The organism is Paraburkholderia sp. WS6 (assembly GCF_030464835.1).
GTDB classification, from domain to species: domain Bacteria; phylum Pseudomonadota; class Gammaproteobacteria; order Burkholderiales; family Burkholderiaceae; genus Paraburkholderia; species Paraburkholderia madseniana.
This window is the reverse complement of the sequence record NZ_JALQCK010000001.1, coordinates 283,609-310,308: the sequence shown is the minus strand read 5'-3', so window position 1 is coordinate 310,308 and position 26,700 is coordinate 283,609. Positions and strand designations below refer to the sequence as shown.

Sequence of the window (26,700 nt, the reverse complement as noted above, 5' to 3'; positions counted from 1 at the left end):
CGCACGGCGGCGCGGCAAGGCGCCGCGCCGTTACATAGACATAGGCAACGCTTCAATCCCGCCCAGCTTCCAGTTTGAACACACTCACCACCTGCGCAAGCCGAGCAGCCTGATCGCGCAACTCAGCCGCCGCGAGTTCCGCCTCGCCGACGATCGTCGCGTTCTGCTGGGTCGCCTCGCCAATCTGCGTGACAGCGAGATTGACCTGCTCGATGCCACCCGATTGCTCGCGTGACGCAACGCTGATCTCGGCCATGATCGCGCGCACCTGGCCCACCTGTTGAACGATGCCCTGCATCGTCGAGCTTGCTTCCTCCGCGATCCGGAAACCGCTTTGCACGGTCGCCGTGGAGGCGGCGATCAGCCCGTCGATCTCCTTCACCGAAGCCGCGCTGCGCTGCGCCAGCGCGCGCACTTCCGACGCCACCACCGCAAAGCCCCGGCCATGTTCGCCGGCGCGCGCTGCTTCGACGGCCGCGTTCAACGCGAGGATATTGGTCTGGAACGCGATGCCTTCGATCACGCTGGTGATCTCGGCGATCTTCTGCGACGAGCGGCTGATCTCGCCCATCGTGGAGACCACGCGTTCGACGGCACGGCCGCCTTCGACTGCGGCATCGGCGGCATTCGTGACGAGCGTGTTGGCCTGCGCGGCATGGTCGGCGTTCTGTTGCACGGTCGACGTGATCTGTTCCATGCTGGCCGCCGTTTCTTCAAGGCTGCTGGCCTGCGTGGCAATACGCGCGGCGATGTTGCCGCTGCCAGTGACGATCTTTTCAGTCCCTTCCGACATATCCGTCGACGCATTGCGCACTTGCGAAACGATGCGCGCAAGGCCTTCGCCGATGCCGTCGATCGACTGCATCAGGCGGCCGATTTCGTCGGCACGCGCATTCGCGCCCTTGACACCCTTCCCCACGCGAACACTCAGATCGCCCGACGCGAAGCGCTCGGACGCCTTCGCGGCCTCATCGAGCGGACGGCTCACGAGGCGGCGCACGGCGATCAGGAACACGATTGCGAACACGCCGACCAGCGCGAAACCGATCAGCAGGAATTCATCGCGTGTCGCGACGACGTCCGCCATCACTTCGTCGCGCGGCGCGACGCCGCCCACCAGCCATTGCCATTCCGGCACGGTGATGAACGACACGAATTTGTCGCGCGCGTTGCGCTCGCCCAGCGTCGCGTCGGCGGAACTGAATTCGAGTTGGCCTTCTTTCATGTCGAGCATCTGCTGATACGGCGCGTTCGCGTTGTCCGCGTTCTGGCCGGCGGCGGCCGGATGCACGATCAGCTTGCCGCGATCCGCGCCCTTCGAGGCATTGACCACGAAGTAGTAGCCGCTGTCGCCGATTTTCAGTTTGCTGATGCCGTCCTGGACCGACTGGATTTCCTTGTCCACGTTCACGCCGACAAACAGCGCGCCGATCACGCGACCGCTCGCGTCCGTAATCGGTCGATATTGCGTGATCAAACGTTTACCAAACAGCGCGGCGAGTCCCGTATAGGACTTGTTCGCCATGATCAGCCCGTACGCCGGCGCCTTGCGGTCGAGCAGCGTGCCGATCGCGCGCGAGCCGTCCTGTTTCTTCAGCGATGTCGTCACGCGGACGAAGTCGTCGCCGCTGCGGGCGAACACGGTGGCCACCGCGCCGCTGCGTTCGAGAAACTGGTCGGGAATCGAGAAGTCCATGTTCAGGACTTTGTCGCCAGCCTTGATGGTCGGGGTGGCAACGCCGTTGATGTCGACTTTCTGGGTGTCGTCGAGCGTGTAGGCGGTGGGCAGGAAGCTCGCGAACAGCGACATCGAGCGATCGACTTCGGCGGACAGCGCCTTGTCGAACAGCGTGATCATTGCGGCGATCGAGCGGTCCTTGTCGGCGATGCGTTCGAGCACCTGATCGCTGACCTCTTTGCCGGCGCTGCGCGTGAGCGCCCATGTAAAGGCGGCAAAAATCAATGCCACCAGCGCGCACGACAGTACGGCAAGCCGGGCGCCAACACTGGCGCGGCGCAAAGAGAAAAATTCCATGGGCGTTCAGAGTAAGGAGGACATGAGGTGCGCAAACCATGCGAATGCATGGTTTTCACCTATGTCAGCATTACGGCCGATTTGCCCATATCTTTAGCGATTTCGAAAGCTTTGCGTAATGTAGCGGCGTAAACACCGTCAACGCGCTGACGCGCCGCGCCAGGTGCGCAGCAGCAGCGCATTGGTCACGACGCTTACACTCGAAAACGCCATCGCCGCGCCGGCAAGCATCGGGTTCAGCAAGCCGAAGGCGGCAAGTGGAATGCCGATCAGGTTGTAGACGAATGCCCAGAACAGGTTCTGCTGGATCTTGCGCCACGTCTTGCGCGAAATGTCGAAGGCGTCGGCCACCAGCGCCGGATCGCCGCGCATCAGCGTGATGCCGGCCGCCTGCATGGCAACGTCGGTGCCGGTCGCCATCGCGATGCCGATGTCGGCGGCGGCGAGCGCGGGAGCGTCGTTGATGCCGTCGCCCACCATCGCGACGATGCCGGCGCTGCGGATCTTCAGGTCGCGGATGACGCGGGCTTTGTCGTCGGGCAGCACTTCGGCGTGGAATTCGTCGATACCGAGCGCCTGGGCGACGCTCGCTGCGCTGCCGTGGTTGTCGCCGGTGACGAGCACGCTTTTGATGCCCATCTGGCCAAGCCGTTCGACGGCCGCGCGGGCGGTCGGCTTGACGGTGTCGCCGAAGGCGATCAAGGCGAGCGCGGTGGGCGCAAGCGGCGCGCGCGCCATCAGCCAGGAGACCGTGTTGCCGGCGGCTTCGAGTTCTTTTGCGCGCTCGGTGAGTTCCGGCGGCAACTGGATGTCGAGTTCGTTGAGCCAGCGCGTGCTGCCGAGCGCCAGGGTGCGGCCGTTTATGTCGGCTTCTACGCCGCGCCCGGGCACCGCGCGTGCGGCGCTGGCCGTGAGTGTCGGAACTTGCGACGCCGCCGCGACCTTCGCTGTCGCAACGGACCCTGAAGCGCCCAGTCCGCTGCTATCGTCCAGCGCGCCGACGCCACCATTCGCCGGCGAGTCCTCAACCGCAGCGTCGTCCCGCAGACTGCCGCCCACCCGTGCCGCTTCATACGCCTTCACCACCGCCCGCGCCAACGGGTGATCGCTATGCTGCTGCACGGCCGCGGCGAGGGCCAACGCCTCGTCGCGCCCAATGCCGCCGATCGCTTCGAACGCCGTCACCGACGGTTGCCCGAGCGTCAGCGTGCCGGTTTTATCGAATGCAACGATATTCACCCGATGCGCGGTTTCCAGCGCCTCGGCGTCCTTGATCAGCACGCCGCGCCGCGCAGCAACGCCGGTGCCGGCCATGATGGCCGCGGGCGTTGCCAGTCCGAGCGCGCACGGGCAGGCGATCACCAGCACGGCGACCGCATTCAGAATGGCGGTTTCGCCCCCTGCGCCGGCGATCAGCCAACCCACCAGCGTGAGCGCCGCAATCGCCAGAATGGCCGGTACGAAGATCTCGCTGACGCGGTCGACCAGCCTTTGGATCGGCGCCTTCTCGGCCTGCGCGCTTTCCACGAGGCGGATGATTCGCGCAAGGGTCGTCTCCGCGCCGATCGCGGTCGTCGTCACCGCAATCGCGCCTTCGCCGTTGATCGAACCGGCGGTAACCGGATCGGCTGCCTGCTTCGGCACTGGCAGGCTTTCGCCGGTAATCAGCGATTCGTCGATATGGGTGCGGCCTTCGAGCACGGCGCCGTCGACTGGCACGCGTTCGCCCGGACGCACGGTCACCACCGTGCCGACCCGCACTTGCGCGAGCGATACTTCGCGTTCGTCCGTGCCGACGCGGATGCGTGCGCGGTCGGGGCGCAGTGCGTTGAGGGCGCGGATCGCATCCGTGGTCTGGCGCTTGGCGCGCGCTTCGAGCCATTTGCCGAAACGCACCAGCGTAATCACGACGGCCGACGCTTCGAAGTACAGATGCGTCATGTCGCCCGGATGGGTCGCCAGTTCGTAGACGCTGATTCCGTAGGCCGCCGACGTGCCGAGCGCCACCAGCAAGTCCATGTTTCCGGCGCCGGCCCGCACCGCACGGTAGGCCGCGCGATAGAAACGCGCGCCGAATACGAACTGCACGATCGAGGCGAGGGCGAACTGCAGCCACGGCGAAAGCATTGCGTGCAAACCGAACCATTCGCCGACCATCGGCAGGACGAGCGGCAGCGTCAGCACGGCAGAGGCGAGTACGGCCGCCAGTTCGCGGCGTGTCTGGTTGCGTTTGTTGTCGGCAGAGGAGGCAAGAGTGGCATTCCCGGCAGCCGCTGCCGGTGCGTCCGGCGGCGCGATCAGCGTTGCCTCGTAGCCCGCTTTCTTGACCGCCGCGATCAACGCATCGGAGGCGGCATTGGCATCCGATGCCACGTCGCTGAGATTGACGGTTGCCGTTTCGGTCGCCAGATTCACCGACACGCCCGCGACTCCCGGCACCTTAGCCAGTGCTTTCTCGACACGCATCGCGCATGAGGCGCAGGTCATCCCGCCGATGTCGAGTTCGGTGGTTCTGAAGGGTGTAGCGTCCGCGGGACGCAGCGGCGTGGCAAGTTCGGTCATGGTAGACAAGGCTCGTCGCGGCATTGGGCCGCATCATGAACCCAGTATTGACCTTCCCATGATGGGAAGGTCAAGGATGTTTTTGCGATGCGCCTTGCAGATCAGTCGCGTGACCTGACCAGCAGGTTAAGAACCAGCGCGGGATCGACAAAAATCGTCAACCATACGCTAAATGGTGTCCGCGCGTGCATTACCCAGTGTTATTCCTGCCTTTGCGCTTGCCTGGTGAGCAAGGATACGATACAACCCGATGTTGTCGGAATCGCGAGCCACCGCCTGGCTGCGCTGGGCTTAGGGAGGCCACGCAAACCGGTTTCGCTGCGCACCGACGTCTCCCTTAGGACCGCACGTTCTGCCACCTGAACGAATGATAAAAAATCGCCAAGAACTGTTTTCGCTTCACTGGACCTGCGCATCGCTCGTAGGCCTCGCATTTCTGGCTGGTTGTGCGTCGACTCCGTCCACGACGCAAAAAGCCAACAGTTGGATCAAGGACGAAGTCGCCGATTCGTATGTATTCGGCTATCCGCTGGTGCTGATGGGCGTCGCGCGCGACGCGGCGGTCGGCACCGATCCGGGCCAGGCGCCGGTCAATACGCTGCGTCACGCGCAGGCCTTGCCGCCGATAGGCGCGGCCAATCCGCTGCAGCCGAGTCTCGACACGCTCGACTCGACCGGCTGGCTGGACGTCGGCACGGAGCCGGTGATCGTGTCGCTGCCCGACTCGCGTGGCCGCTACGTGGACGCCCGCGTGCTCGACATGTGGACCAACGTGGTGTGGTCGACCAGCTCACAGTTCACTACCCGCGCCGCAGGCATCAAGACGCAAACGATTGCTTTCGTCGGCGCGGGCTGGCAGGGCGATCTGCCCAAGGGCGTGACGCGCGTCGACGTGCCGACCCGCAACGTCTGGGTGAGCGTGCGCATCCAGTCGAACGGCACCCGCGACCTGACAGCGGTTCGTAAGCTGCAGCGCGCCATCCGCGTCGCACCGTTGAGCGTCTACGCGGGCGGCACGCGCTCGGCATCGATTACGCCGCCTAGCAGCAGTGCTGCCGATGCCGCCGCCGCGGCCGCTTCCGGCACGCCGGCCGCGCAAGTCGCCGCGCTCGACGCGAACGGCTTCTTCAGCCGGCTCGCGCAGGCCTTGCCAGACAACCCGCCGACGCCGGCCGATCCGCATGCGCTGAAAATCCTTTCGGACTTCGGCGTGACGCCTGGTGATCCGGTGAAGCTGCCGAGCGCGCCCGAGGCGATCGCTGCGGGCCTTGCCGATGGCCACCAGCGTGTCGTCACGCCGCCGTCCAATCTGCTGAGCGGCAACGGTTGGAACTGGTTCGGCGACGGCGTGGGCAATTACGGCCCCGACTATGCAATGCGCGCTTACGCCGCGGCGATCCAACCGGGCATCGGCACGAAGGACGATGAAGTACGCGCGGTCGTCACCCAGGACAGCGACGGTCATGCCCTCAACGGCGCAAATCGTTACGTGATCCACTTCGAGCCGAACCAGTTGCCGCCGATGCGCGGCTTCTGGTCGATCACCGCCTACACGAAGGACGGTGCATTAGGGGAAAGCGCGCCGGCGCGTCTCGCAGTCGGCGATCGTAACGGTGCGCGCCGCAATCGCGACGGCTCACTCGACGTGACGGTGTCATCAACACGAGGTAAGAGCGGCAACTGGCTGCCGGCGCCGCGCGCCGATTTGCAACTGATGCTGCGTTTGTACGCACCGAAGCCGCAAGCCACCGATGGCAGTTGGCAACCGCCGGCCGTCGTGCGTCAGTGACATGCGCCGACGTCGATGAAGTTCGCCAGCGAAATGCCTCGTTGATGCGGGGCAGCGAAGTGCTGGTGTGAAGTCCACCAGCGTTATGCGTCACTGCTGTGACAGCAAGGTATGAGTGACGCATAAATCAGCGTATGTCCGCCTTCGTGCCGGCGGACATACGCCGCTGTAGCGTGCAACAATGTGTAAGCCACGGCTTACATTTATATCCCGCGTAAGATTCACCACTTATACTGCCGCTTGCGGGATTTTCGTTTCGCGGCGGGCTTGCCGCCGCATTACCCAAGACCGAGCATGGCAAGCCTCAATAAAGCATCAATCGCCTCTTCCATGCAGACCGTGCGCGATGTCGCGCAGTCACGCCGCACCCGGCGTGTCATCACGGGTCTGCTGATCTTCCTCGTATTGTTCGGTCTGCTGGGCTTTTTCGCGGCGCCGCCGTTGATTCGTCACATTGCCGAGCAGCAACTCAGCAAGCAACTCGACCGGCCGGCCACGATCGGCCGCATCGCACTCAATCCGTACACGCTCAAGCTCGAAGCCGATAGCGTGCATATCGGCGAGCGTGGCGGCGCGGGCGATTTTGTCGATATTGCGCGGTTCATCGTGAAGCCGTCATGGAGCTCGCTGTTTCGTGGCGCGCCGATCGTCGATGAAATACAGCTCGATTCACCACGCTTTCATATCGTTCGCTATGACGCGCAGCGCTTCAATTTCACCGACCTGATCGAGAAATTCTCGAAGCAGCCGGCCAAGCCCGATAGCAAACCGACCTTGTTTTCGGTGTCGAACATTCGCCTCGAAAACGGCCAGATTACGTTCGACGACAAATTGCTCGGCGCAACGCACGTGATCGATCAATGGAAGCTCGGCATTCCGTTCATCGCTACGCTGCCTTCGAAAACCGACATCTTCGTCGAGCCGTTGCTGCGTGCGCGTATCGACGGCAGTCCGCTTGCGATCGAAGGCAAGACCAAGCCGTTTGCCGCGTCGCGCGAATCGGAGGTGTCGCTGCGCTTCGACGGGCTCGACGTGCCGCAGCTCATCTCCTACGCGCCGACCAAGCTGCCTGTGGTTGTGCAGAGCGGCAAGCTGTCGACCGATCTCAAGCTCAACTTTGTGATGTCCAACGGCACGCCTTCGTTGCGTGTCGCGGGCACCGTCGATCTGAACGACGTGGACGTGCGCGATCAAAGCAAGGCGCCATTCTTCGCAGCGCGTGCAGTGCATGTGGCTGCCGCGACGCTGGAGCCGTTGAAGAGCCTGTATCACTTCGACGAGATCCGCATCGACGCGCCGAGCGCCAATCTTGCGCGTGATAAAGAAGGCGTGTTGAGTGTCGAGCGGATGTTCGCGACTGCGCCTGCTGCGGGGGCTTCTGCGTCGGTGCCAGCGTCTGCGCCCGTCGCGGCATCTGGTGCCAGCGCCACGGAAAAGGCCGCACAGCCTCTGGACCTGTCGATCAAGCGTTTCGCGCTCAACGACGGCACCGTCAACGTTCACGATGAAGCCGCCTCGCGTCCGGTCGACCTTGGCCTTCAAAAACTGGCCGTCACGCTGACCGATTTCTCGACGCTCGCCCCGGCCCCCGCGCATTACACGCTCAATACCGACTTCAAGGACGCCGGTGGCTCGCTCGGCGTGGCCGGCGCGTTCGGCCTTGTTGCGAAGACCGCCAGCGCAAAGCTCGATCTGAAGTCATTGAAGTTGCCGTTGCTGCAACCGTATCTCGACACCGCGACCGCCGCGCAAGTGATGGACGGCGCGCTTTCCGCCAATGCCAACGTCGGCGCGAACTGGTCGAAGTCGCCGGTCGCAGTCATGGTCACCGATACACAACTCGATCTGCAGTCGCTCAAACTCGCGGCGCGTGGCAGCAAGGATCCGGTCGTCTCGCTCGCGCAAGGCCAGGTAACGGTCAAGCAGGTGGACGTCGCGGGGCGCACTGCCGATATCACCGGCGTCAACACGACCGGCCTGGTGGTTAATGCGCAGCGTCTGAAAGACGGCAGCATCGACCTCGCCGCGCTCGCGGGTCCGCATCAGGTCGAGCAGAAGCGCACGGCGATCCATGCGGTGAAGAAGGCGGAGGCGGAAGGGCCCGCGTGGCACTACAAGATCGGCGAACTCAACCTGAAAGACGCGACCGCCAATTTCACCGACAACACGACGCCGAATCCAGTGAAGCTGAGCGTGACGCCGCTGCAATTGAAGGTGCAACAGATCAGCGACGATCTGAGTAAGCCGCTGCCGGTCGATCTGCAAGCCACGCTCAACAAGAAAGGCACGCTCGGCGTAAAGGGCGATGTCACGGCGACGCCGCTCAAGGTGGCCGTCAAAGTGAACGCGAACCGCCTGGATGCGGCGGCCTTCGAACCGTACTTCGGCAGCAAGCTGAATGCGTTGATTGCGAGCGCGCTGCTCAACGCGAACGGCGATCTCGCGCTGAGTCAGGCGAAGGCGCTCAAAGCGACGTACCGCGGCGACGTCGCGCTCGTCGACGTGCGGATGATCGACAAGGCGACTTCGGACCCATTCGCAGGATGGAGTTCGCTCGCGCTGACCAACCTCAAGGCCGACTACGACGAACACGGCACGGCGGTCGACGCGGGCCGCGTCACGTTCACGAAGTTCTATGGGCGTGTGCTGCTCGACGCGCAAGGCAAGCTGAATCTCAAGGACGTGGTCGCGCATGAAAGCGGCGCCGCGCAATCGCTGACACGCGACAAGAGCGGCGGCCACGAGCCGGTGCCGTTGACGCCGCAGGCTGCATCGGCGCCTGAGGTGGCCTCCGCGCCGGTACCGGCGTCGTCGGCAACTCCAGCCACGCCGGCCACAGTTACGGCCGCCACGCCGCCGCAAAGCCCCGTCAAACTGCACTTCGGCCAACTGGTGCTGCAACAGGGCCGCGTGACGTATACGGACAACTTCATCAAGCCGAACTTCACCGCGAACCTGGTTGGCATTCAAGGTACGGTCGGCGCGTTCGGCACGCAGTCGACAACGCCTGCGCCCGTGGACATCGCCGCGAAGCTGGCGGCGAATGGTCCGCTGTCGATTCGCGGTACCGTCAATCCGCTGATCGCAAAACCGGCGCTCGATCTCACAGCCAGCGCGCACGATATCGAACTCACCAACCTCACGCCGTATTCGGCGAAATATGCCGGGTATCCGATCACCAAGGGCAAGCTGAACGTCGATCTGCACTACCAGCTCGATAACGATCAGTTGAACGCGAACAATCATATTTTCATCGACCAGCTCACGTTCGGCGATCACGTCGAGAACGATACGGCGACCAAGCTGCCGGTGCGTCTCGCGATCTCACTGCTGAAAAACTCGCGCGGTGAAATCGACGTGAATCTGCCAGTGTCGGGATCGTTGTCGAATCCGGAGTTCAGCGTCGGCGGGCTCATCTGGCATGCGGTGCTCAATCTGCTGCAGAAAGCCGTCACCGCGCCGTTCTCGCTGATCGCCAATGCCTTCGGTGGTGGTGGCGAGGAATTGGGCTACGTCGAGTTCGAACCGGGGTCGGCGAAACTGTCCGACGCCGCGGACAAGAAGCTCGACACCATCGTGAAGGCGCTGGCCGACAAGAGCTCGATCCGTATCGATCTGATTGGCCGCGTCGATCCGGCAGTCGACGGGCCGGGCCTGCGTGCGCAATACGTCGAACGCGAGGTCAAGCAGCAGAAGATCAAGGACGTGGTGGGCAATGGCGAGAGCGTGGATTTGTCGACCGTCACCGTGGATCCGAAGGAATACGATAAGTACTTGGCCAAGGCCTACAAAGCGGCCGACTTCAAGAAGCCGCGCAATTTTGTCGGCTTGACCAAGAGCCTGCCGGACGACGAGATGAAGGCGGCGATGGCCGCCAATGCTCCGATCGACGACGCAAGTTTGCGGCAGCTCGCCCAGCAACGGGCGCAAGCCGTGCAGCAGTATTTCGAGGGCAAGATCGACAGCAGCCGCGTGTTTATCGTCGCGCCGAAACTGGACGCCGATGGCATCAAGGACAAGGGCGCCACGACGCGGGTGGACTTTGGGTTGAAGTGATGCGTTGTGGTGCGATGCGAACCGGTTAAGCGGCTCGCGTCGGCACCTTCTTCAGCGCCGTCTGCTCGATCACGCGCGCGAGCGTGTCGAATGCCGGACCGATCTTCTCGTTCGGCACGCAGGCGTAGCCCAGCAACAGTCCACGTCGCGCGGGCGTCTCGCTGCTGTAGTAAGCGGCGAGGGGCCGCACGATCACGCCGGCATCGTAAGCGGCTGCTGTCACCGCGCGATCGTTCGCATGATCGGGCAGCCCAAGCACCAGATGCAGCCCGGCCTCGTCACCCATCACGGGTAGTTCGTTGCCGAAACGCGCGGTGATCGCATCGATCAGAATCTGCCGCCGCTCGCCGTAGAGCGCGCGCATACGGCGAACATGCGATGTGAGATGGCCGTCCATGATGAAGTCGGTCATCACCGCCTGCTGCATCAGTTGCCCCTCGCGGTACAGCTCGGCCACGCCCGTACGGAACGTATCCACCAGATGCTCCGGCGCGATCATGTAGCCGATCCGCAAACCAGGAAACAACATCTTCCCCAGGCTGCCCACGTAGATCACCTGACCGGCGTCGTCTAGCCCTTGCAGCGATGCAAGCGGTCGGCTGCCGTAGCGGAACTCGCTGTCGTAGTCGTCCTCGATGATCCAGACGTTGTGCTGGCGTGCGTATTCGAGCAGCGTGCGGCGCCGCGCGAGACTCATCACCATGCCGAGCGGATATTGATGCGACGGCGTGACGAGCGCCAGCCGCGGCGGCTGTTGCAGATCCTGCTCGCGCGGATTGAGGCCCTCGTCATCCACGGGCACCGGCACTAGCGTAATCCCTGACGATTGCAGCACGCTGCGCGCGCCCCAATAGCACGGCTCTTCCACCCACGCGCGATCGCCGACGTCGGTCAATAAACGCACGGCCAGATCGATCGACTGATGAATACCCGTCGTGATGATGATCTGGTCCGGCGTGCAATTCACCGAGCGCGCGACGCGCAGGTAGTCGGACAGCGCCCGCCTTAACGGCCGATAGCCGCCGCCCGGCGCATAAGTCAGCAGATCGGGATTGGCTTCCTTCCACAACCTTGCTTGCAAGCGGCTCCATGTTCGCGCCGGAAACTCAGCGACGTCGGGCACGCCGGGCATGAACGCGCCCCACTGTTTGGCGGAGACACCGGCCTGATCGATGAGCCTGCGTCCGCGCATGGAGAGGTCGCCTAGATCGCGTTTTGGCGGCTTTAAGGCCTCGGTGGCTTGATCGGCGGCGTCCACATTGACACTCGCGACTGTCGGCTTCTTGCGTGCATTCATGGCTGCCGTGTCCGGCCGCGTGTCGGCGACATAGGTGCCGCTTCCGGTGGTCGAGATCACATAGCCTTCGGCGGTCAACTGATCGTAGACGTGCAGCACTGTATTGCGCGCGATGCCGAGGTCCTCGGCGAGCATGCGCGAACTGGGCAGCTTTGTGCCAGGCGGCAACTGGCCGGTCAGGATCGCCTGCTGCATCAGCCGCAACGTCTGTCTGTAGACCGGTTCGGCGGCGGCGCGGTCGAGCCGCGCGGCAAGCCAATCCGACAAGATCACGGTGTCCAAGTGGTTCTATCCGGAATAATGAAATGGTTCCATATTGTAGAACCGTAAGGGACTATAGTGAGCCACGCAATTAATGCAATCCCGCTGCTTTGCAGGGGGAGCCAGCCGGACCGCAGAGGAGACTAGTGCGATGAAAACCGATGACGTGATCGTCAGCTTTCGAGGTGTGCGCAAGACATACGACGGCGAAACGCTGGTCGTCAAACAACTCGACCTGGATATCTATCAGGGCGAATTCCTGACGCTGCTCGGGCCGTCCGGATCAGGGAAAACCACATGTCTGATGATGCTGGCGGGCTTCGAATTTCCCACCGGCGGCGAGATCTGGCTCGACGGCACGCTGCTCAATACCGTGCCGCCGCATAAGCGCAACATCGGCATGGTGTTTCAGAACTACGCGCTGTTTCCGCATCTGACGGTCGAGCAGAACGTCGCGTATCCGCTCACGGTGCGCAAACTGTCGGCGGAAGAGCGTGCGCATCGCACGAATAATGCGCTGAAGATGGTGCGCATGGAAGGCTTCGCCAAGCGTTACCCGGCGCAGCTTTCCGGTGGCCAGCAGCAACGTATTGCCTTGGCGCGGGCGCTCGTGTTCGAGCCGAAGCTCGTGCTGATGGACGAGCCGCTCGGCGCACTCGACAAGCAGTTGCGCGAACACATGCAGTATGAACTTAAATCATTGCACGAGAAGCTCGGCGTCACCTTCGTTTACGTCACGCACGACCAGGGCGAAGCGCTGACCATGTCCGACCGTGTCGCCGTGTTCGATAAAGGCATCGTGCAGCAACTCGATACCGTGGATCGTCTCTATGAATCGCCGTGCAACGAGTTCGTCGCGAACTTCATCGGCGACAGCAACAAGCTGCGCGGCACGATCGCGAACGTCGATGGCGAGTACTGCGAGTTTCATCTGATTGACGGCACACGGCTTACGGGACGCAATATAGGCGGCGCGCGGGCGGGAACGCCGGCGGTCGCTTGCATCCGTCCTGAGCGTATGAAACTCGCCAACGGCGTGTCACGGCCTGGCGCCAATGCGCTAAGCGGCGAAGCGCGCGGGCTGATTTATTTCGGCGACCACGTGCGGATGCGCTGTGGTCTGCCGGAGCAGGACGAGTGCTTCGTGAAGGTGCCGCTCGGCACCGACGCACTCGAAACCTTCGCACCTGGCGCGCCCGTCGCGCTCGAGTTTGCGCCCGAGCATCTGCGGGTGTTTGCAGGCGCGTGAGCGCGTGCACTGCGTGGGTCGTAGGTCGTTCGACGCAGGCAAAAGAAGCAGTTCACCTAAGCAGCACATAACAAGTCGCACTGTACGTAGCTTGAAGCACACCACCAAAGGAGAGCAACACACCATGAGCAAGATCGGGAAATCGCGCTGCGCCATCGCTGTCGGTGCTGTGGCGCTCGCGCTGGGCGCCGCGCAAGTCAATGCAGCCGAGCTGACGGTCGTCAATTTCGGCGGTGCGAATGGCGACGCGCAAAAGGTCGCATTCAACCAGCCGTTCGAAACGCAAACCAGCAATAAAGTGACCGCCGTCGAATACAACGGCGAGCAGGCCAAAGTGAAGGCGATGGTCGAAGCGAAGCATGTGAATTGGGACGTGGTGGAAGTTGAGTCGGGCGACATCGGCCGTGGTTGTGACGAAGGGCTGTATGAGAAGCTTGACTGGTCGAAGATCGGCAAGAAGACGGATCTGATTCCGGAAGCGCCGCAAACCTGCGGCGTGGGCTTCTTCGTGTGGTCGACGGCACTCGCGTACAACGCCGACAAGCTGAAAACCGCGCCGGCCGGCTGGGCCGACTTCTGGGACGTGAAGAAATTCCCGGGCAAGCGCGCGATGCGCAAGGGCGCGCGTTACAACCTCGAATTCGCGCTGATGGCCGACGGCGTGCCGCCGAAGGACGTCTACAAGGTGCTCGCCACTAAGGAAGGCCAGGACCGCGCGTTCAAGAAGCTCGACGAACTGAAGCCGAATATCCAGTGGTGGGAAGCGGGCGCACAGCCGCCGCAATTCCTGGTCGCGGGTGACGTGGTGATGTCCACCGCGTACAACGGCCGTATCGATGCCGCGCAGAAGGAAGGCAAGAACCTCAAGGTAGTGTGGAACGGCAGCATTTACGACCTCGACTACTGGGCGATTCCGAAGGGCACGCCGAACAAGGCGCTGGCCGAGAAGTACATCGCCTATTCGATTTCGTCGAAGCCGCAGCAGGACTACGCGCACAACATTGCGTATGGTCCGGTGAACGTGGCGGCCATCAAGGCGCTCGATCCGAAGACGCTGTCCAATCTGCCGAATTCGCCGGCTAACGGCAAGAACGCGGTGCTGCAGAACCTCTCGTTCTGGACCGACCATGGCGATGAGTTGGAGCAACGTTTTTCGTCGTGGGCTTCGAAGTAATTAGCCGGGTGTGAGAAGGCGCGGCTTTTATGGTGAAGCCGCGCCGCATCAATGCAATGAAACAAACGCAAACGCGTGTCTTCGCGATGTGCGCGAGCGGCCGGATGCATGGGATCGGGGTAAGGGCTTTGCATGGGGCAGGAGTAAGCGCTAAAGCGCTAACTCCTGCCGACAGCCAAAGCGCTAACTCCGGATCGAGGAGACGAGGTGTGACTACGATGACGATCGCCGCCGATTCGACGCCTGAGTCGAATGTTCGACTTAAGCGAGAACTAAAGGCCGCAGAAGCAAAGAAGCGCGCGATGGCGCTGTTGCTGATTGCACCGCTCGCCATTTTTCTGCTGCTGATTTTTGTCGTGCCGATCGGTGCGCTATTGACGCGGGCCGCGCAGAATCCGGAAGTGATGAACGCCCTGCCGCATACGCTGAATGCGTTGAGCGGTTGGGATCGCAAGGCACTGCCGCCTGACGCCGCATACTCTGCACTGGCCGTGGATCTGACGGCGATTGCCGATAGCGATGGCATGGGCGCGCTGGCGCGACGGTTGAACGTGGAAATTCCAGGCTATCGCTCGCTGGTCGCAAAGTCGGCTCACGCGATGCCGTTCGTCGACGACAACAGTAAGCCGTTGACACTCACGCCGGCCCAGACGCACGCGAAGTTCGTCGAACTCGACGAACGCTGGAACCACGTCGCTTACTGGCAGGCGATCGCGAAAAATTCCGGTGCCTACTCGCCGTTTTATCTACTGGCTTCTTTGGACCACAAGCAAGACGGATTCGGTCACATCATCGAGACGGATCCGGATCAACAGATTTATCTTCACGTATTCAGCCGCACCTTCGTGATCGGCGCAGTCGTGACATTCTTCGCGTTGCTGCTCGGTTACCCGCTTGCTTACTGGATTTCGACGCTCTCCGATCGCCGCGCGAATCTGGTGATGATCCTCGTGCTGATTCCGTTCTGGACTTCGATCCTCGTACGCGTGGCCGCATGGATCGTGATTCTGCAAAGCGAAGGGCTGGTGAACAAGGCGCTGATTGCGAGCGGCATTTTGCACGATCCGTTGTCGCTGCTGTTCAACCGCACGGGCGTGTACATCTCGATGACGCACATTCTGCTGCCGTTCATGATCCTGCCGCTGTATAGCGTGATGAAGTCGATCCCGCCGACCTATCAGCGTGCCGCGATCTCACTTGGCAGTCATCCGTTCGCCGCTTTCTGGCGTGTTTATGTGCCGCAAACTTATCCGGGCATCGGGGCGGGCGCACTACTTGTGTTCATTCTGGCGATCGGCTACTACATCACGCCGGCGTTGCTCGGTGGACCGAATGATCAGATGGTCAGCTACTACGTCGCGTACTTTACCAACGTGACGATCAACTGGGGCATGGCGTGTGCGCTCGGCGGTTTGCTGCTTGCCGCGACGCTTGTGCTGTATGTCATCTATGGACGCTTCACGCGTTCGTCCCTGAGCCTCGGCTGATTGGCTGAACGGAGCTTACTCGCGATGAAACTTGCCAAGCCCTTGTTTGCGCCGCATACGTCCTTGATCGAGCGCGTGTGGTATTTCGCGTTGCGCGCGCTTGCCGTGCTGACGCTGCTGTATTTGATCCTTCCGGTGCTGGCGATTGTGCCGTTGTCGTTTTCGTCCAGCACGTTTCTGGTGTATCCGATTCCGGGCTGGTCGCTGCGCTGGTATGCGAACCTGATCGGGTCGGATGAATGGCGCATGGCGGCGAAGAACAGCTTTATCGTGGCGCCTTCGGCGACTGTCGTGGCGACGGTGCTCGGCACGTTGGCGGCGATCGGCCTGACCAAAGCGAATTTCCGCGGCAAGGCTTTGCTGATGGCGGTTCTGATTTCGCCGATGATCGTGCCGGTGGTGGTGGTCGGCGTCGGCATGTATCTGTTTTTTGCGCCGCTTGGACTGGCGAATACGTATATTGGGCTGATTCTCGCGCATGCGTCGCTCGGCGTGCCGTTTGTGGTGACGACGGTGGCGGCGACGTTGCAAGGCTTTAACTACAACCTGGTGCGCGCGAGCTTGTCGCTGGGGGCGAATCCGGTGAAGACGTTCTTTCGCATCACGTTGCCGGTGATCGCGCCGGGCGTGATTTCGGGCGCGCTGTTCGCGTTCGCTACGTCGTTCGATGAAGTGGTCGTGACGTTGTTCCTGGCAGGCGCGGATCAGACTACCTTGCCGCGCCAGATGTTCACCGGTATTCGCGAGAACATCAGCCCGACGATCGCGGCGCTGGCGACGATTTTGATTGTGTTTTCGACGTGCCTGTTGCTTGCGTTGGAATGGCTGCGGGGAAGGAATGCGGCGCGAGCGGTGGCGGCGTAAGCGTCGCGAGTTGCACGGGTAAAATTAAGGTGTCTGATTTCCTGCGTGGGGGAGACCACGTTCTTCTTCACAACGCGCGTCATGTGGCGGAAAACGCTGCTGCAGAGCCACGGCAACCCGCGCTAGCACGTCGTCCCAGTTGCCTCGCTGCGACTGGGTGAAAATGCGCAAGCTGGGATACCAAGGGCTGTCATCCCGGCCGCGCAACCAACGCCAGCAACCCGCGAAACGGTTCAGCAACCACACAGGCTTGCCCATTGCTGCCGCAAGATGAGCCACTGAGGTATCGACGGAGATCACCAGGTCGAGGTTATCGATTAGCGCGGCGGTGTCCGCAAAGTCACTGAGTTCGTCCGTCCAGTCTGTCAGGCGTTCTTTGCTTGCTGCATCGGGCCGCTTTGCCGGGTCATCGGTCTTTTGCAGACTGATCCAACGTACTTGCGGCAACGTCACCAGTGGCGCAATTTGCGCGGATGTAAGGCTGCGCTGTCGGTCCACCGACAAGTCTGAATTGCCGGCCCACACCACCCCGACACGCGGTAGGTTAGCGTTCGGCAATGAGGCTAGTCTCACGCGCCACCTGGCGGCCTGTCTGCCGTGGGCGTATAGGTAGGGTGTCGTGGCCGGAATGGTGTCGAGCCGGGTGCCGAGCGCCATCGGCAATGACATCAAGGGACAATACCAGTCCCAATCGCGCGGGCCGCCGTGCTTCGTATCGACCAGCATCAAGCCCGGCCAGCGCGAACACAATGACTGTTTGAACAGGCGCCGCAAGGGTGGAGGGCAGATAAAGCCTACATGCGAAAAGCGTTCCAGTGCTAACGGTAGGTAGCGAATAAACTGCAGATTGTCGCCAATGCCTTGCTCGGCAACCACCACCAGGCGTGCACCACGATCGGGCGCCCTGCCTGTACGACTTATCACGTCCGAATTCTCGCCTTTCCATTGCGGCAGTGGCAGTTGTGGGCGTATTAGGTCGGGACGCTCATGCATGGCCCAGCGGTTTTCGTAAAAAGGCCAAGCTTCTTCATAGCGGCCCGCAGTGAGCAAGATCACGGCAAGAGCGGCGTGAGTTTCGAGATCTGCAGGCGCAAGGGTGTGGGCATACCGGTAGTGACGTTCTGCCTCGTCCAATGCGCCAAGTTGCATGAAGACGTCGCCGAGGGAGGTATGTGCCGTCAAGCGTTCTGGTTCGAGTTCGAGCACCCTGCGAAAGCTGATTGCCGCATCCTCAAGACGTCCTTGCTGCATGAGTGTCGTCGCCAGGTTGTGGTGGAGCATAGGGACGTCGGGCTGAAGCGCCACAGCCCGCTGGGCGCTTTCTATAGCGCTGGCGAACGCACCCAATTTGGCTTGAACGATGTTCAGAATGTTGTAGTAGTTCGCATCGGGTTGAACCTCGATCGCGCGCTTGATCCAGTTCTGTGCCGATTCGAATTGACCTGACACAAGCGCCAATACCCCGCGCGAGTACAGGGCGCCCACGTGCTTCGGGTCACAGACAAGGATTCGGTCAAGGAGTGTCTGCTCGATATCGAAGTGGCCTTCCCGATGCGCTGTCTGGGCCTCGCCGTACCAGGTTGCGATGTCATCAGAGTGCACGGGGGAAGGGGTCAGCATAATCGGCGAGCGAGTGTCCGTTTCTTCTTCACAACGCGCGTCGTGTGGCGAGAAGGCCTCTTGCAGAGCCGTGGCGACTCGCGCGAGCACATCGTCCCAGTTGCCTCTTTGCGACTGGTTGAAAAGGCGCAGAGTGGGGTACCACGGGCTGTCGTCCCTATCGTGCAGCCAGCGCCAGCAACCCGCGAAACGGTTGAGCAGCCACATCGGCTTGCCCATTGCTGCCGCAAGATGAGCCACTGAGGTATCGACAGAGATCACCAGGTCGAGGTTCTCGATTAACGCGGCGGTGTCCGCAAAGTCCGTCACTTCATCCATCCAGTCGGTCAGAAGCGCTTTGCTTGCAGCGTCGGGACGCTTTTCCGGGTCATCTGTCTTTTGCAGATTGATCCAGCGTACGTGAGATAAAGCGAGCAATGGGGCAATTTGCGCGAATGTCAGGCTGCGCACCTTGTCCTCCGCCCAGCCTGAATGACCGCCCGCCCACACCACGCCGACGCGTGGCAGGTGGGGCGCCGGCACTGCCGCGAATCGCGCGTGCCAGCAGGCGGCCTGCTCGGGGTCGGCATACAGGTAAGGCACGGCGGCGGGAACGTTGTCCAGACGAGTGCCGAATGCCATGGGCAAAGACATCAAAGGACAATACCAGTCCCAGCCGCCGACATCGGCGGGTACTGCATCGAGCAGCACAAGACCGGGCCAGCGCGAACACAACGCCTGCTGATACAGGCGACGCAAGTTTGGCGGGCAGACATAAGCCACCAGTGAAAAGCGTTCGAGCGCGAGCGGCAGGTAGCGCACAAACTGGAGACTGTCGCCATAGCCTTGCTCGTGAAGGACGAGCAGGCGCGCGCCACGTTCGGGCATGCTGGTCGTGCGATTTATCACACACGGACTTTCGCCTTTCCACTGTGGTAGCGCCACTTGCGGGCGTACTCGGTTGGGGCGTCCATCGGTATCCCTGAAAGCGACCCAGTGGTCTTCGAAATAAGGCCAGGCTTCTTCATAACGACCCGTGGCCAGCAAGAGATTGCCAAGGTTGCTGCGCGCGCTGAGATTGGTCGGCGCGAGCGTGATGGCGCGCCGGTAGTACTGCTGTGCATCGTCGAACGCGCCACGCTCCCTGAAGACAAGGCCCAGGTTGTTGCACGCTTCCGAGTTGTCTGGATCGAGTTCGAGCGTCCGGCGGTAGCTGATGACCGCTTCGTCAGGGCAATCCAGATGGTGCAGTGTCAACGCCATGTTGTAGTGGAATCGCGGAAAGTCGGGATAAAGCGCGAGACCCTGGCGGAGAGTTTGCACGGCACGGTCGAAGTCGCCCACGCTGAGATGAATGGCGTACAGGGTGTTATAGAAGCTCGGGTGGGGGCGAATATCAATCGCTCGCTCGACCCAGCGTTGCGCCACTTGGTTCTGGTTTGATACGAGCGCCAACAGTCCCCTCAGATGCAGGGCGTGGGCATGCTCCGGCTCGTGGCCAAGGATTCGATCGACCAGCGTCTGCACTACGCTAAAGCGGTGCGCATGATAGGCCTCTACAGCCTCCTCGTACCAAACTGAAGGATCGTCTGAGCTCATTGGAAAGGGGGATGGCATAAGCGGCGAGCGAGTGTTAGTGGAGCGGCAAGTTCAACGGCCGAAAGCGGTCAATCGAATTCGCGCTCTCGGAAACGCTTACGAGGAAACTGTTATGTGGGGTGTGTGGAGCGTGGCGGGGCGCGTCCGGCGTGGATTGTGCATGCTTGGGAGCCGCCGATCTCTAGGACGGTTCCGAAATATCGGATCTCTACGGCGCCGCCGACACCTGCCATCCCCCACCCAGCGACTGAAACAACGCAGCCGTATCGGCGAACCGGTCCGCTTGCGCGCGAGTCCGGTCGAGCGCGGTTTGCAACACCTGGCGTTGCGTATCGAGCAGGCCGAACTGACTAACACCGCCCGCCGCATACTGCGCTTGTGCGATATCCAGGCTCGCGTGCGCCTGTTGGGCAGCCTCGTCGCGAGCCTGCAGTTCGTGCGCGTCGTCCTGCAGCGCTGTCAGCGTGTCCGCAACCTGCTGCAGCGCCTGCAGCACCGTCTGCTGATAGTCAGCAAGCGCCGCATCATAAGCCGCCTGTGCAGAACGCTTCTTCGCGCGCAGTTCGCCGCCGCGGAAAATCGGTTGCGTCAGAGTGAGGCCGAAGTTCCAGATATTCAGCCCGCTGACCACGTCCTGAATGTTCGTGCGTTCCGAACCGATCCCCGCCGAGATGGAAAATTGCGGATACAGATTTGCCGTCGCCACGCCGACATTCGCGCTCGCTTGATGCAATAACGCTTCCGAAGCACGAATGTCCGGCCGTTCGCGCGCGAGCGTCGATGGCAATGTGAGCGGCAACGTATCTGGCAGATGCAGCGAATCGAGCGTCAGGTCGGCGAAGTCCGCCTTCGACGGCGGCATGCCAAGCAGGATCGCGAGTTGGTGGTCGGTCTTCGCGAGTTGTATCGCAAGTGGCGGCAACGACGCACGGGTCTGCGCGAGCAGCGTACGCTGGCTGCGCACGTCGAGTTGCGAGACGCCGCCTGCCGCAAGCCGTCCTTCGGTGATCTTGAGTTGCTGGGCCTGGGTGTCTGCGAGGCGCTGCGTCAAGGCGATCTGCTGCTTTAAAGACGCACGCCGAATCGCAGTCGAAACCACATTGCCTGCGAGCGAGAGCCGCGCCGCTTCGAATTCGAACGACTGATAGTCGACTTGTGCCATGAGCGCTTCCAGCGCCCGGCGATTACCGCCGAAAATATCGAGCGCATAGGACACGCTGACCGACGCGTTGTAAAGCGTAAACGGCCCCTGATTGGGCACATTCGGAATGCCGAACGCCGCGATATCGACCCGCTGCCGCACGCCGGATACGGTCGCATCGACAGCCGGGAATGCAGTCGCGCCGAATTGCGCGTTGTAGTTTTCGCGTGCCTCAATCAGCTTCGCGCGGGCTTGCGTGAGCGTGGGGCTCTGTTGCAGGGCTTGCTCGACGAGACGGTCTAGCGCATCGGATTGAAACTGCTTCCACCACATTGGTGTTGCATGCTCAGCCGCGATAAATGCTTGCGATGCTCCAGCCACACCGCTGGCTGTGACTGTCGCAGCAGGTTGCGCTTCACGTGTATAGGTTTGCGTGTCCGGCGCCGCCGGTGGTTGAAAATCCGGCCCGACCGCGCAACCGCACAGCGCGACGACGGACAAGAAAGCGAGCGGTTTCATCGACCGGTCCTCCTAGTCGAGCGTGCGCCGGTAAAAGCGCAGCGCGATGCCCATCACGACGACCATGAACAGCGCCACGGGCCACACCGACGGCCACAGGTCGGCCCAGTCGTTTCCTTTGAGCAGGATGCCGCGAACCAACCGGTTGAAATACGTGAGCGGCAGCAGATTGCCGATGAATTGCGCCCAGCCTGGCATCCCGGCAAACGGAAACATGAAACCCGACAGCAACAGGCTCGGCAGAAAATAGAACACGGTCAGTTGCATCGCCTGCAACTGATTCTGCGCAATTGACGAAAGCGTGATGCCGACCGTCAGATTCGCTGCGATAAACAGCAGCGCAGCAAGATAGATCGCTAGCAGGCTACCTGCGAACGGCACATCGAACACGAAGCGCGCCGCAGTCAGAATGATCGACGCCTGCACCAGCCCGATCATTACGTAAGGCACGATCTTGCCGGTCATCACTTCGATCGGCAGCACAGGTGTGGCGAGCAGGTTTTCCATCGTGCCACGCTCGCGTTCGCGCGTGATCGCGAGGCCGGTCATCATCACCATCGTCATCGTCAGGATCACGCCCATCAGACCCGGCACTACGTTGTATTGTGTGATGCCTTCAGGGTTGTAGAGGCGGTGCACCTGGACGTCGAAAGCGGCCGGAGTGCCATTCAGGTGAGCGAGCGTGCCGGTGATGTCTTTGTCCGCGACCGGTTGCACAAGGCCCGGCAGCGCGGCGAGCGCGGTGTTCGTCGCAGTGGGATCGGTCGCATCGGCTTCGACTAGCAGCGAAGGGCGTTCGCCGCGCAGCAGACGTTTCGAAAAATCCACCGGCACCGACAACACGAATTGCACTCGGCCTTGGGCAAGAGAGCGGCGGCCGGCCTCCTCGTTGGGCAAGGTTTCGACGATGTCGAAATAGGCGGAGTTCTTCATCGCGGCGATGAAGCTGCGCGAAAACGTACTGTCGTCGCCGATGATGACAGCGGTAGGCAGATGCTTTGGGTCGGTATTGATCGCGAAACCGAACAGCGTGAGCTGAATGATCGGCAGGCCGACGATCATCGCGAACGTGATCCGATCGCGCTTTAACTGCAAAAACTCTTTGAGCACGATGCTCCACCAGCGCGACAGCGAGAACAGGGTGCGCGTGCTCACGGTTGCGCTCCGTAGTTGTCGGTGGAGTGGCCCATCAAGTAGATGAACACGTCTTCAAGCCCGGTTTCGATGCGCTCGGCGCGCAGCGCCGTGCCCTCGGTCGCGCGTCTGATGGCGGTTTCGAGCGCGGCATGGTCGATACCGCTGATGTGCAGCGCGGAGCCGAATACGACGGTCTGATCGACGCCGGGCGTCTTGCGCAACTGTTCCGACAGTTTGCTCAGGTGCTCGCCGTAGATGGTCCAGGTCGCGAGATTCTGCGATTCGATCACGTCCTTCGAAGTGCCTTGCGCGAGCAGCTTGCCGTACGCGATGTACGCGAGCTTATGACAGCGCTCGGCCTCATCCATGTAATGCGTGCTGACCAGAACCGAAATGCCCCGCGCGGCGAGGCGATGCAACTCTTCCCAGAATTCGCGGCGCGCGTTCGGATCGACGCCCGCGGTCGGTTCGTCGAGTAACAGCAACTGAGGCTCGTGCAGCATGCAGGCTGCAAGCGCGAGCCGCTGCTTCCAGCCGCCGGACAACGCGCCGGTCAACTGATCCGCACGGCTTTGCAGACCGAGCGATTCGAGCGAGCGGTCAACCGCCTCGCGCCGGTTCGCCATCTGATAGATGCGGGCGACGAAGTCGAGATTCTCGCGAATCGTCAGGTCGTCCCAATACGAGAAGCGTTGCGTCATATAGCCGACGTTGCGCTTGATCTGCGCACTCTCGCGAACTATGTCGTAACCGAGACAGGTGCCACTGCCTGAGTCGGGCGTGAGCAGCCCGCACATCAGACGGATCGAGGTGGTCTTGCCGCTGCCGTTCGGCCCAAGAAAGCCGAAAATCTCGCCGCGCGCGACCTGCAACGTCACGTCGTTCACGACATGTTTATCGCCGAAGTGCTTGTTGAGCTTGTGCACGTCGATCGCGTATTGCGCAGGTTGCGGTGCGGGCTGGTTCATTGCAGGCTCACCGCAACGGGTTGACCGGGGTGCAGCTTGACTGCATCGGCGGCGGAAGGGTGGGCTTCGACCATGAACACCAGCTTCGCGCGGTTCTCGTTGCTGTAGATCACCGGCGGTGTGTATTCGGCTTCGCTCGATATGTACGTAATTTTCGCCGGGACGTCGGCGGTGCAACCGTCGCAATGAATGGAAAGCGCACTGCCTGGTGCGAGCTTGCCGACCACGGTCTCCGGTACGAAGAAGCGTACTTTCACGTTCTGCGGTGGCAGCATCTGTACGACAGGATTGCCGGCCTGAACCCACTCGCCGACGCGATACAGCGTGTCGTAGACGAGTCCTTTCGCTGGTGCGTTGACGCGCTTCTGGTCGAGCTTCCATTGAGCTTGGACGACGGCGGCTTGAGCGGCCTCGATCTGCGCGCTCTGCGCAGTGATTTGCTGCGAACGGCCGGGAAGCAAAGCGACATCCACCTGGTTGCTGAGTTCGCGGACCTGCGCGGCGGTGGCGTCCGCGTTGGCGCGCGAATCGTCGAGCTGCGCTTTTGGAATGCCGCCTGCGCGGTACTGCGCTTCATCGCGCGTGAGTTGCAACGCCGCCTTGCGCGCATTGGCGACGGCTTGAGCGAGTTGCGCTTTGGTGACGTTCACTTCGGGACGGCGCTTGCCGGTCTGGATATCGGCTAGCTGTGCGCGTGCCGCAGCGAGTTGCTGTTGTGCCTGCTGTAATGCGGCAGTCTCGTCCTCGGACTCGAGCGTGAATACCGGCGCGCTCGCGTCAACCGTCTGCCCTCGTGCGACCGCCAACTGCGCCAGCTTGCCGGACTGCGACGAGCCGAGATACACAAACTCCCCCTCGATGTAGCCTTGATAGACATTGTTGTCGCGATGCGAGCAGGCTGCGAGAGCCATCGCCGCGAGCAGCAGACAAACGCAGGCGCTGAACGGACGACTCATGACGGGCTCCCTGTTCCTGTGTCTTTGCGGCTGCGGCGTCCTGATGGAGGCTTCGGCTGCTGCTGTGCTCGTGCGTGTGCTGGCGCCGATGCCGCATGTGGGGCTGGCTGCATGCCGCCGATCAGCAGTGCGATCACATGCCGGCGCAACGCATCGCGCTCGATGACGGGCAGGCCCCGCGCGTTTTGCCAGATCTTTGCTGTGGCGAGCGGCAGCATCACGAGCGCCAGAACTGAGTTGAATAGCAACATCGCTTCCAGGTTGCCATTGACGGTGCCGTCCTGCTGAGCGTGTGCAACGCGGCTACCGAAGCGCTTGATGTTGTCGAACGGGATGCGTCGCATCATTCGTTCACGCAGCAGGCCGCCTTCGTTGACGATCTCGCGCAGCCAGAGCGGCGGCAACCAGGGCATGCGGTCCGTCACGTCAAAGAGGCGCGCGACGAATTCGTGAACCAGCGCGAAGGGATCGCTCGTGGCGTCTTCAACGGCCGGGCGCCAGACGAATTCCGCCGCAGGGGCGAGCCGCTCGTCGGCCACTGCGTCAAGCAGCTTTTCGCGATTCGTGAAGTAGTAATGGACCAGTGCCGATGTGACGCCCGCTTCGCTCGCGATCTGCGCGACCGTCGTGGCCGCGATGCCGCATTCGGAAAAGAGCCGCGTCGCGGTGTCGAGCAAGTGTTCGCGCACATCGAAATCCTCGACGGCCGGGCGGCGGCCGAGTGGCTTCGCGGGAGAACGTGTCGGGTTCATTAATCCAGATTAATTGATGAGTTAGTTAAATTCAAGATGGGTGTTGCTGTATGCAGCCCGCATCAAAGATGACCTGTTCATCTGACAGAACTCTAGGAATCTTCCCATTCCATGCCGCTTTGCGCCTGCCCATACTCAAAACTTCTTAAAAGTGAATACGTTCTTCGCAAGGATTCCATGAAATTTCAGTTAACGCTGCTGGCATGTGCGCTGGCTTTGTCGGGTTGCGCGGGGCAGGCCGTACGAGACCGACTCGGTATCGAAGATCCGACCGTTCTGAAGACGGGCCTTGGGACGACACAAGACGCGGCCACCGGCGCGCCGACGCCCCAATGGTTGAGCGCCTATGCCCCAATCGCAAGCGGCGGCGAGGCACTCACGGCGTTGCAACAGCAGCTCGACGCATTGCCAGGTGACAAGAACGGTTATTTCCATGCGAAGGCTCAATGCTGGATTAATGCCGGACAGCAGGAGTGGCGCGCCCGTGACCAATGGGGCTTTGTCCAGGAGGCCATCGGCCAGGCGGCGATGATAACGATCGGGCTGCAGGACGGCACGACGTTGTCCGCTGCCAATCCGGAACTGCGCACGGTGTCGACGGTGCGTCCCGACCTGTGGAAGATCGTCAATGTGATCAAGAGCGATCCAGCCACCGCCCGTTGCCCGGAGGCACAACAGCCGCTCGCGTGTGCCGAGGTAGAACTGATCCATGCCGGGCACTACGCATGGACACGCAATTTCGCGGCTGCCGAGAAATCACTGCCGGGTATTCAAACCGAATTGCAGAAATCGGCGGAAGCGGCGTTGCAATGCGCTCCGCAGCAGACAGCTGAGCCAGCGGCCCCGCAAAAAATCACCCTCAGAGCCGATTCGGTATTCCGTTTCAATGGCGGCGACGAAGCCGGCATGCTGCCCGGCGGTAAGGCACAGCTCGACAAAGTGGTAGCGGGTCTGCAGTAGGTGAAGGGCATTCGCCAGTTACACATCAACGGTTACACCGACCGTCTGGGCAGCGACGCGTACAACCAACAGCTCTCGTTGCAGCGCGCGCAAACCGTGCGGGAATATCTGCGCAACCACGGCGTGACGTTGCCAATAACTGCGCAGGGGTACGGTAAAGCGAATCCGCTTGCGGAATGCCCGCGGAAGAAGCGCGATGAACTGGTGCAATGTCTGGCGCCGAACCGGCGTGTCGAGATCGATTTCGTGCGTGATCAGGGCTAACCCATTAGCCGGCGCGCCCCCTTATTGCTCG

The 26,700-nt window shown here is 61.9% G+C and carries 17 protein-coding genes; 8 read left to right on the top strand and 9 right to left on the bottom strand.

Annotated features, from left to right (window positions below):
• Positions 1-52 precede the first annotated feature (52 nt).
• Together M0D64_RS01285 and M0D64_RS01280 are read right to left on the bottom strand one after the other, a co-directional pair.
• The gene (locus M0D64_RS01285) at positions 53-2,035 is read right to left on the bottom strand and encodes a methyl-accepting chemotaxis protein (RefSeq protein WP_266256338.1); all 1,983 of its coding nucleotides are present in this window, start codon (positions 2,033-2,035) and stop codon (positions 53-55) included.
• 138 nt (positions 2,036-2,173) lie between these two features.
• Complete coding sequence (locus M0D64_RS01280; protein WP_266256337.1) at positions 2,174-4,597, bottom strand: cation-translocating P-type ATPase; 2,424 nt, start codon at positions 4,595-4,597, stop codon at positions 2,174-2,176.
• Positions 4,598-4,964: 367 nt separating this feature from the next.
• Here M0D64_RS01280 and M0D64_RS01275 point away from each other — a divergent pair, with 367 nt between their 5' ends.
• Both M0D64_RS01275 and M0D64_RS01270 read left to right on the top strand, forming a co-directional pair.
• Positions 4,965-6,386: a DUF1254 domain-containing protein gene (locus M0D64_RS01275; RefSeq protein WP_266256336.1), complete on the top strand. Its 1,422-nt coding sequence runs from the start codon at positions 4,965-4,967 to the stop codon at positions 6,384-6,386.
• A 294-nt stretch (positions 6,387-6,680) separates the two neighbouring features.
• Positions 6,681-10,442, top strand: coding sequence for a DUF748 domain-containing protein (locus tag M0D64_RS01270; protein WP_266256335.1), 3,762 nt, complete (start codon positions 6,681-6,683; stop codon positions 10,440-10,442).
• A gap of 25 nt (positions 10,443-10,467) precedes the next feature.
• On the opposite strand, the gene M0D64_RS01265 is transcribed toward M0D64_RS01270, so the two are convergent.
• Positions 10,468-12,021, bottom strand: coding sequence for a PLP-dependent aminotransferase family protein (locus M0D64_RS01265; protein WP_266256334.1), 1,554 nt, complete (start codon positions 12,019-12,021; stop codon positions 10,468-10,470).
• A gap of 130 nt (positions 12,022-12,151) precedes the next feature.
• Between M0D64_RS01265 and M0D64_RS01260 the strand changes: the two genes are divergently transcribed.
• From M0D64_RS01260 to M0D64_RS01245, 4 genes are all read left to right on the top strand, one after another.
• Positions 12,152-13,249, top strand: a complete 1,098-nt coding sequence (locus M0D64_RS01260) for an ABC transporter ATP-binding protein (protein ID WP_154557970.1) — start codon at positions 12,152-12,154, stop codon at positions 13,247-13,249.
• A 124-nt stretch (positions 13,250-13,373) separates the two neighbouring features.
• Entirely contained in the window at positions 13,374-14,423 is a 1,050-nt protein-coding gene (locus tag M0D64_RS01255; RefSeq protein ID WP_154557969.1) for an ABC transporter substrate-binding protein, read from the top strand.
• A 218-nt stretch (positions 14,424-14,641) separates the two neighbouring features.
• Positions 14,642-15,910, top strand: coding sequence for an ABC transporter permease (locus M0D64_RS01250; RefSeq protein WP_266238274.1), 1,269 nt, complete (start codon positions 14,642-14,644; stop codon positions 15,908-15,910).
• A gap of 24 nt (positions 15,911-15,934) precedes the next feature.
• Positions 15,935-16,774: an ABC transporter permease gene (locus tag M0D64_RS01245; RefSeq protein ID WP_154557968.1), complete on the top strand. Its 840-nt coding sequence runs from the start codon at positions 15,935-15,937 to the stop codon at positions 16,772-16,774.
• A 24-nt stretch (positions 16,775-16,798) separates the two neighbouring features.
• Here M0D64_RS01245 and M0D64_RS01240 read toward each other — a convergent pair whose 3' ends face one another.
• The 6 genes from M0D64_RS01240 to M0D64_RS01215 form a co-directional block, all read right to left on the bottom strand.
• Positions 16,799-19,972 (bottom strand): tetratricopeptide repeat protein, encoded by a 3,174-nt coding sequence (locus tag M0D64_RS01240; RefSeq protein WP_266256333.1) that lies wholly within the window; start codon positions 19,970-19,972, stop codon positions 16,799-16,801.
• Between the two features lie 208 nt (positions 19,973-20,180).
• Positions 20,181-21,632, bottom strand: coding sequence for an efflux transporter outer membrane subunit (locus tag M0D64_RS01235; RefSeq protein WP_266237854.1), 1,452 nt, complete (start codon positions 21,630-21,632; stop codon positions 20,181-20,183).
• 12 nt (positions 21,633-21,644) lie between these two features.
• Complete coding sequence (locus tag M0D64_RS01230) at positions 21,645-22,787, bottom strand: ABC transporter permease (RefSeq protein WP_266237856.1); 1,143 nt, start codon at positions 22,785-22,787, stop codon at positions 21,645-21,647.
• Positions 22,784-23,737 (bottom strand): ABC transporter ATP-binding protein, encoded by a 954-nt coding sequence (locus M0D64_RS01225; RefSeq protein WP_154557966.1) that lies wholly within the window; start codon positions 23,735-23,737, stop codon positions 22,784-22,786. The genes M0D64_RS01230 and M0D64_RS01225 overlap by 4 nt, the downstream gene beginning before the upstream one ends.
• Positions 23,734-24,693, bottom strand: a complete 960-nt coding sequence (locus M0D64_RS01220) for an HlyD family secretion protein (protein ID WP_266256332.1) — start codon at positions 24,691-24,693, stop codon at positions 23,734-23,736. The genes M0D64_RS01225 and M0D64_RS01220 overlap by 4 nt, the downstream gene beginning before the upstream one ends.
• A complete protein-coding gene (locus tag M0D64_RS01215; protein WP_171926536.1) occupies positions 24,690-25,445 on the bottom strand; it encodes a TetR/AcrR family transcriptional regulator in 756 nt (251 codons plus the stop codon). The genes M0D64_RS01220 and M0D64_RS01215 overlap by 4 nt, the downstream gene beginning before the upstream one ends.
• A gap of 111 nt (positions 25,446-25,556) precedes the next feature.
• On the opposite strand from M0D64_RS01215, the gene M0D64_RS01210 reads away from it, so the two are divergent.
• Positions 25,557-26,405: an OmpA family protein gene (locus tag M0D64_RS01210; protein ID WP_266256331.1), complete on the top strand. Its 849-nt coding sequence runs from the start codon at positions 25,557-25,559 to the stop codon at positions 26,403-26,405.
• Positions 26,406-26,669 (top strand): OmpA family protein, encoded by a 264-nt coding sequence (locus M0D64_RS01205; RefSeq protein ID WP_266256330.1) that lies wholly within the window; start codon positions 26,406-26,408, stop codon positions 26,667-26,669.
• The last annotated feature ends 31 nt before the right edge of the window (positions 26,670-26,700 follow it).

Bases quoted from the DNA above. Each gene is read 5' to 3' on its own strand.
- M0D64_RS01225 (WP_154557966.1), bottom strand. From the start codon at position 23,737: ATGAACCAGCCCGCACCGCAACCTGCGCAATACGCGATCGACGTGCAC.
- M0D64_RS01285 (WP_266256338.1), bottom strand. From the start codon at position 2,035: ATGGAATTTTTCTCTTTGCGCCGCGCCAGTGTTGGCGCCCGGCTTGCC.
- M0D64_RS01280 (WP_266256337.1), bottom strand. From the start codon at position 4,597: ATGACCGAACTTGCCACGCCGCTGCGTCCCGCGGACGCTACACCCTTC.
- M0D64_RS01210 (WP_266256331.1), top strand. From the start codon at position 25,557: ATGCCGCTTTGCGCCTGCCCATACTCAAAACTTCTTAAAAGTGAATAC.
- M0D64_RS01240 (WP_266256333.1), bottom strand. From the start codon at position 19,972: ATGAGCTCAGACGATCCTTCAGTTTGGTACGAGGAGGCTGTAGAGGCC.
- M0D64_RS01255 (WP_154557969.1), top strand. From the start codon at position 13,374: ATGAGCAAGATCGGGAAATCGCGCTGCGCCATCGCTGTCGGTGCTGTG.
- M0D64_RS01220 (WP_266256332.1), bottom strand. From the start codon at position 24,693: ATGAGTCGTCCGTTCAGCGCCTGCGTTTGTCTGCTGCTCGCGGCGATG.
- M0D64_RS01235 (WP_266237854.1), bottom strand. From the start codon at position 21,632: ATGAAACCGCTCGCTTTCTTGTCCGTCGTCGCGCTGTGCGGTTGCGCG.
- M0D64_RS01260 (WP_154557970.1), top strand. From the start codon at position 12,152: ATGAAAACCGATGACGTGATCGTCAGCTTTCGAGGTGTGCGCAAGACA.
- M0D64_RS01245 (WP_154557968.1), top strand. From the start codon at position 15,935: ATGAAACTTGCCAAGCCCTTGTTTGCGCCGCATACGTCCTTGATCGAG.
- M0D64_RS01270 (WP_266256335.1), top strand. From the start codon at position 6,681: ATGGCAAGCCTCAATAAAGCATCAATCGCCTCTTCCATGCAGACCGTG.
- M0D64_RS01275 (WP_266256336.1), top strand. From the start codon at position 4,965: ATGATAAAAAATCGCCAAGAACTGTTTTCGCTTCACTGGACCTGCGCA.
- M0D64_RS01215 (WP_171926536.1), bottom strand. From the start codon at position 25,445: ATGAACCCGACACGTTCTCCCGCGAAGCCACTCGGCCGCCGCCCGGCC.
- M0D64_RS01250 (WP_266238274.1), top strand. From the start codon at position 14,642: ATGACGATCGCCGCCGATTCGACGCCTGAGTCGAATGTTCGACTTAAG.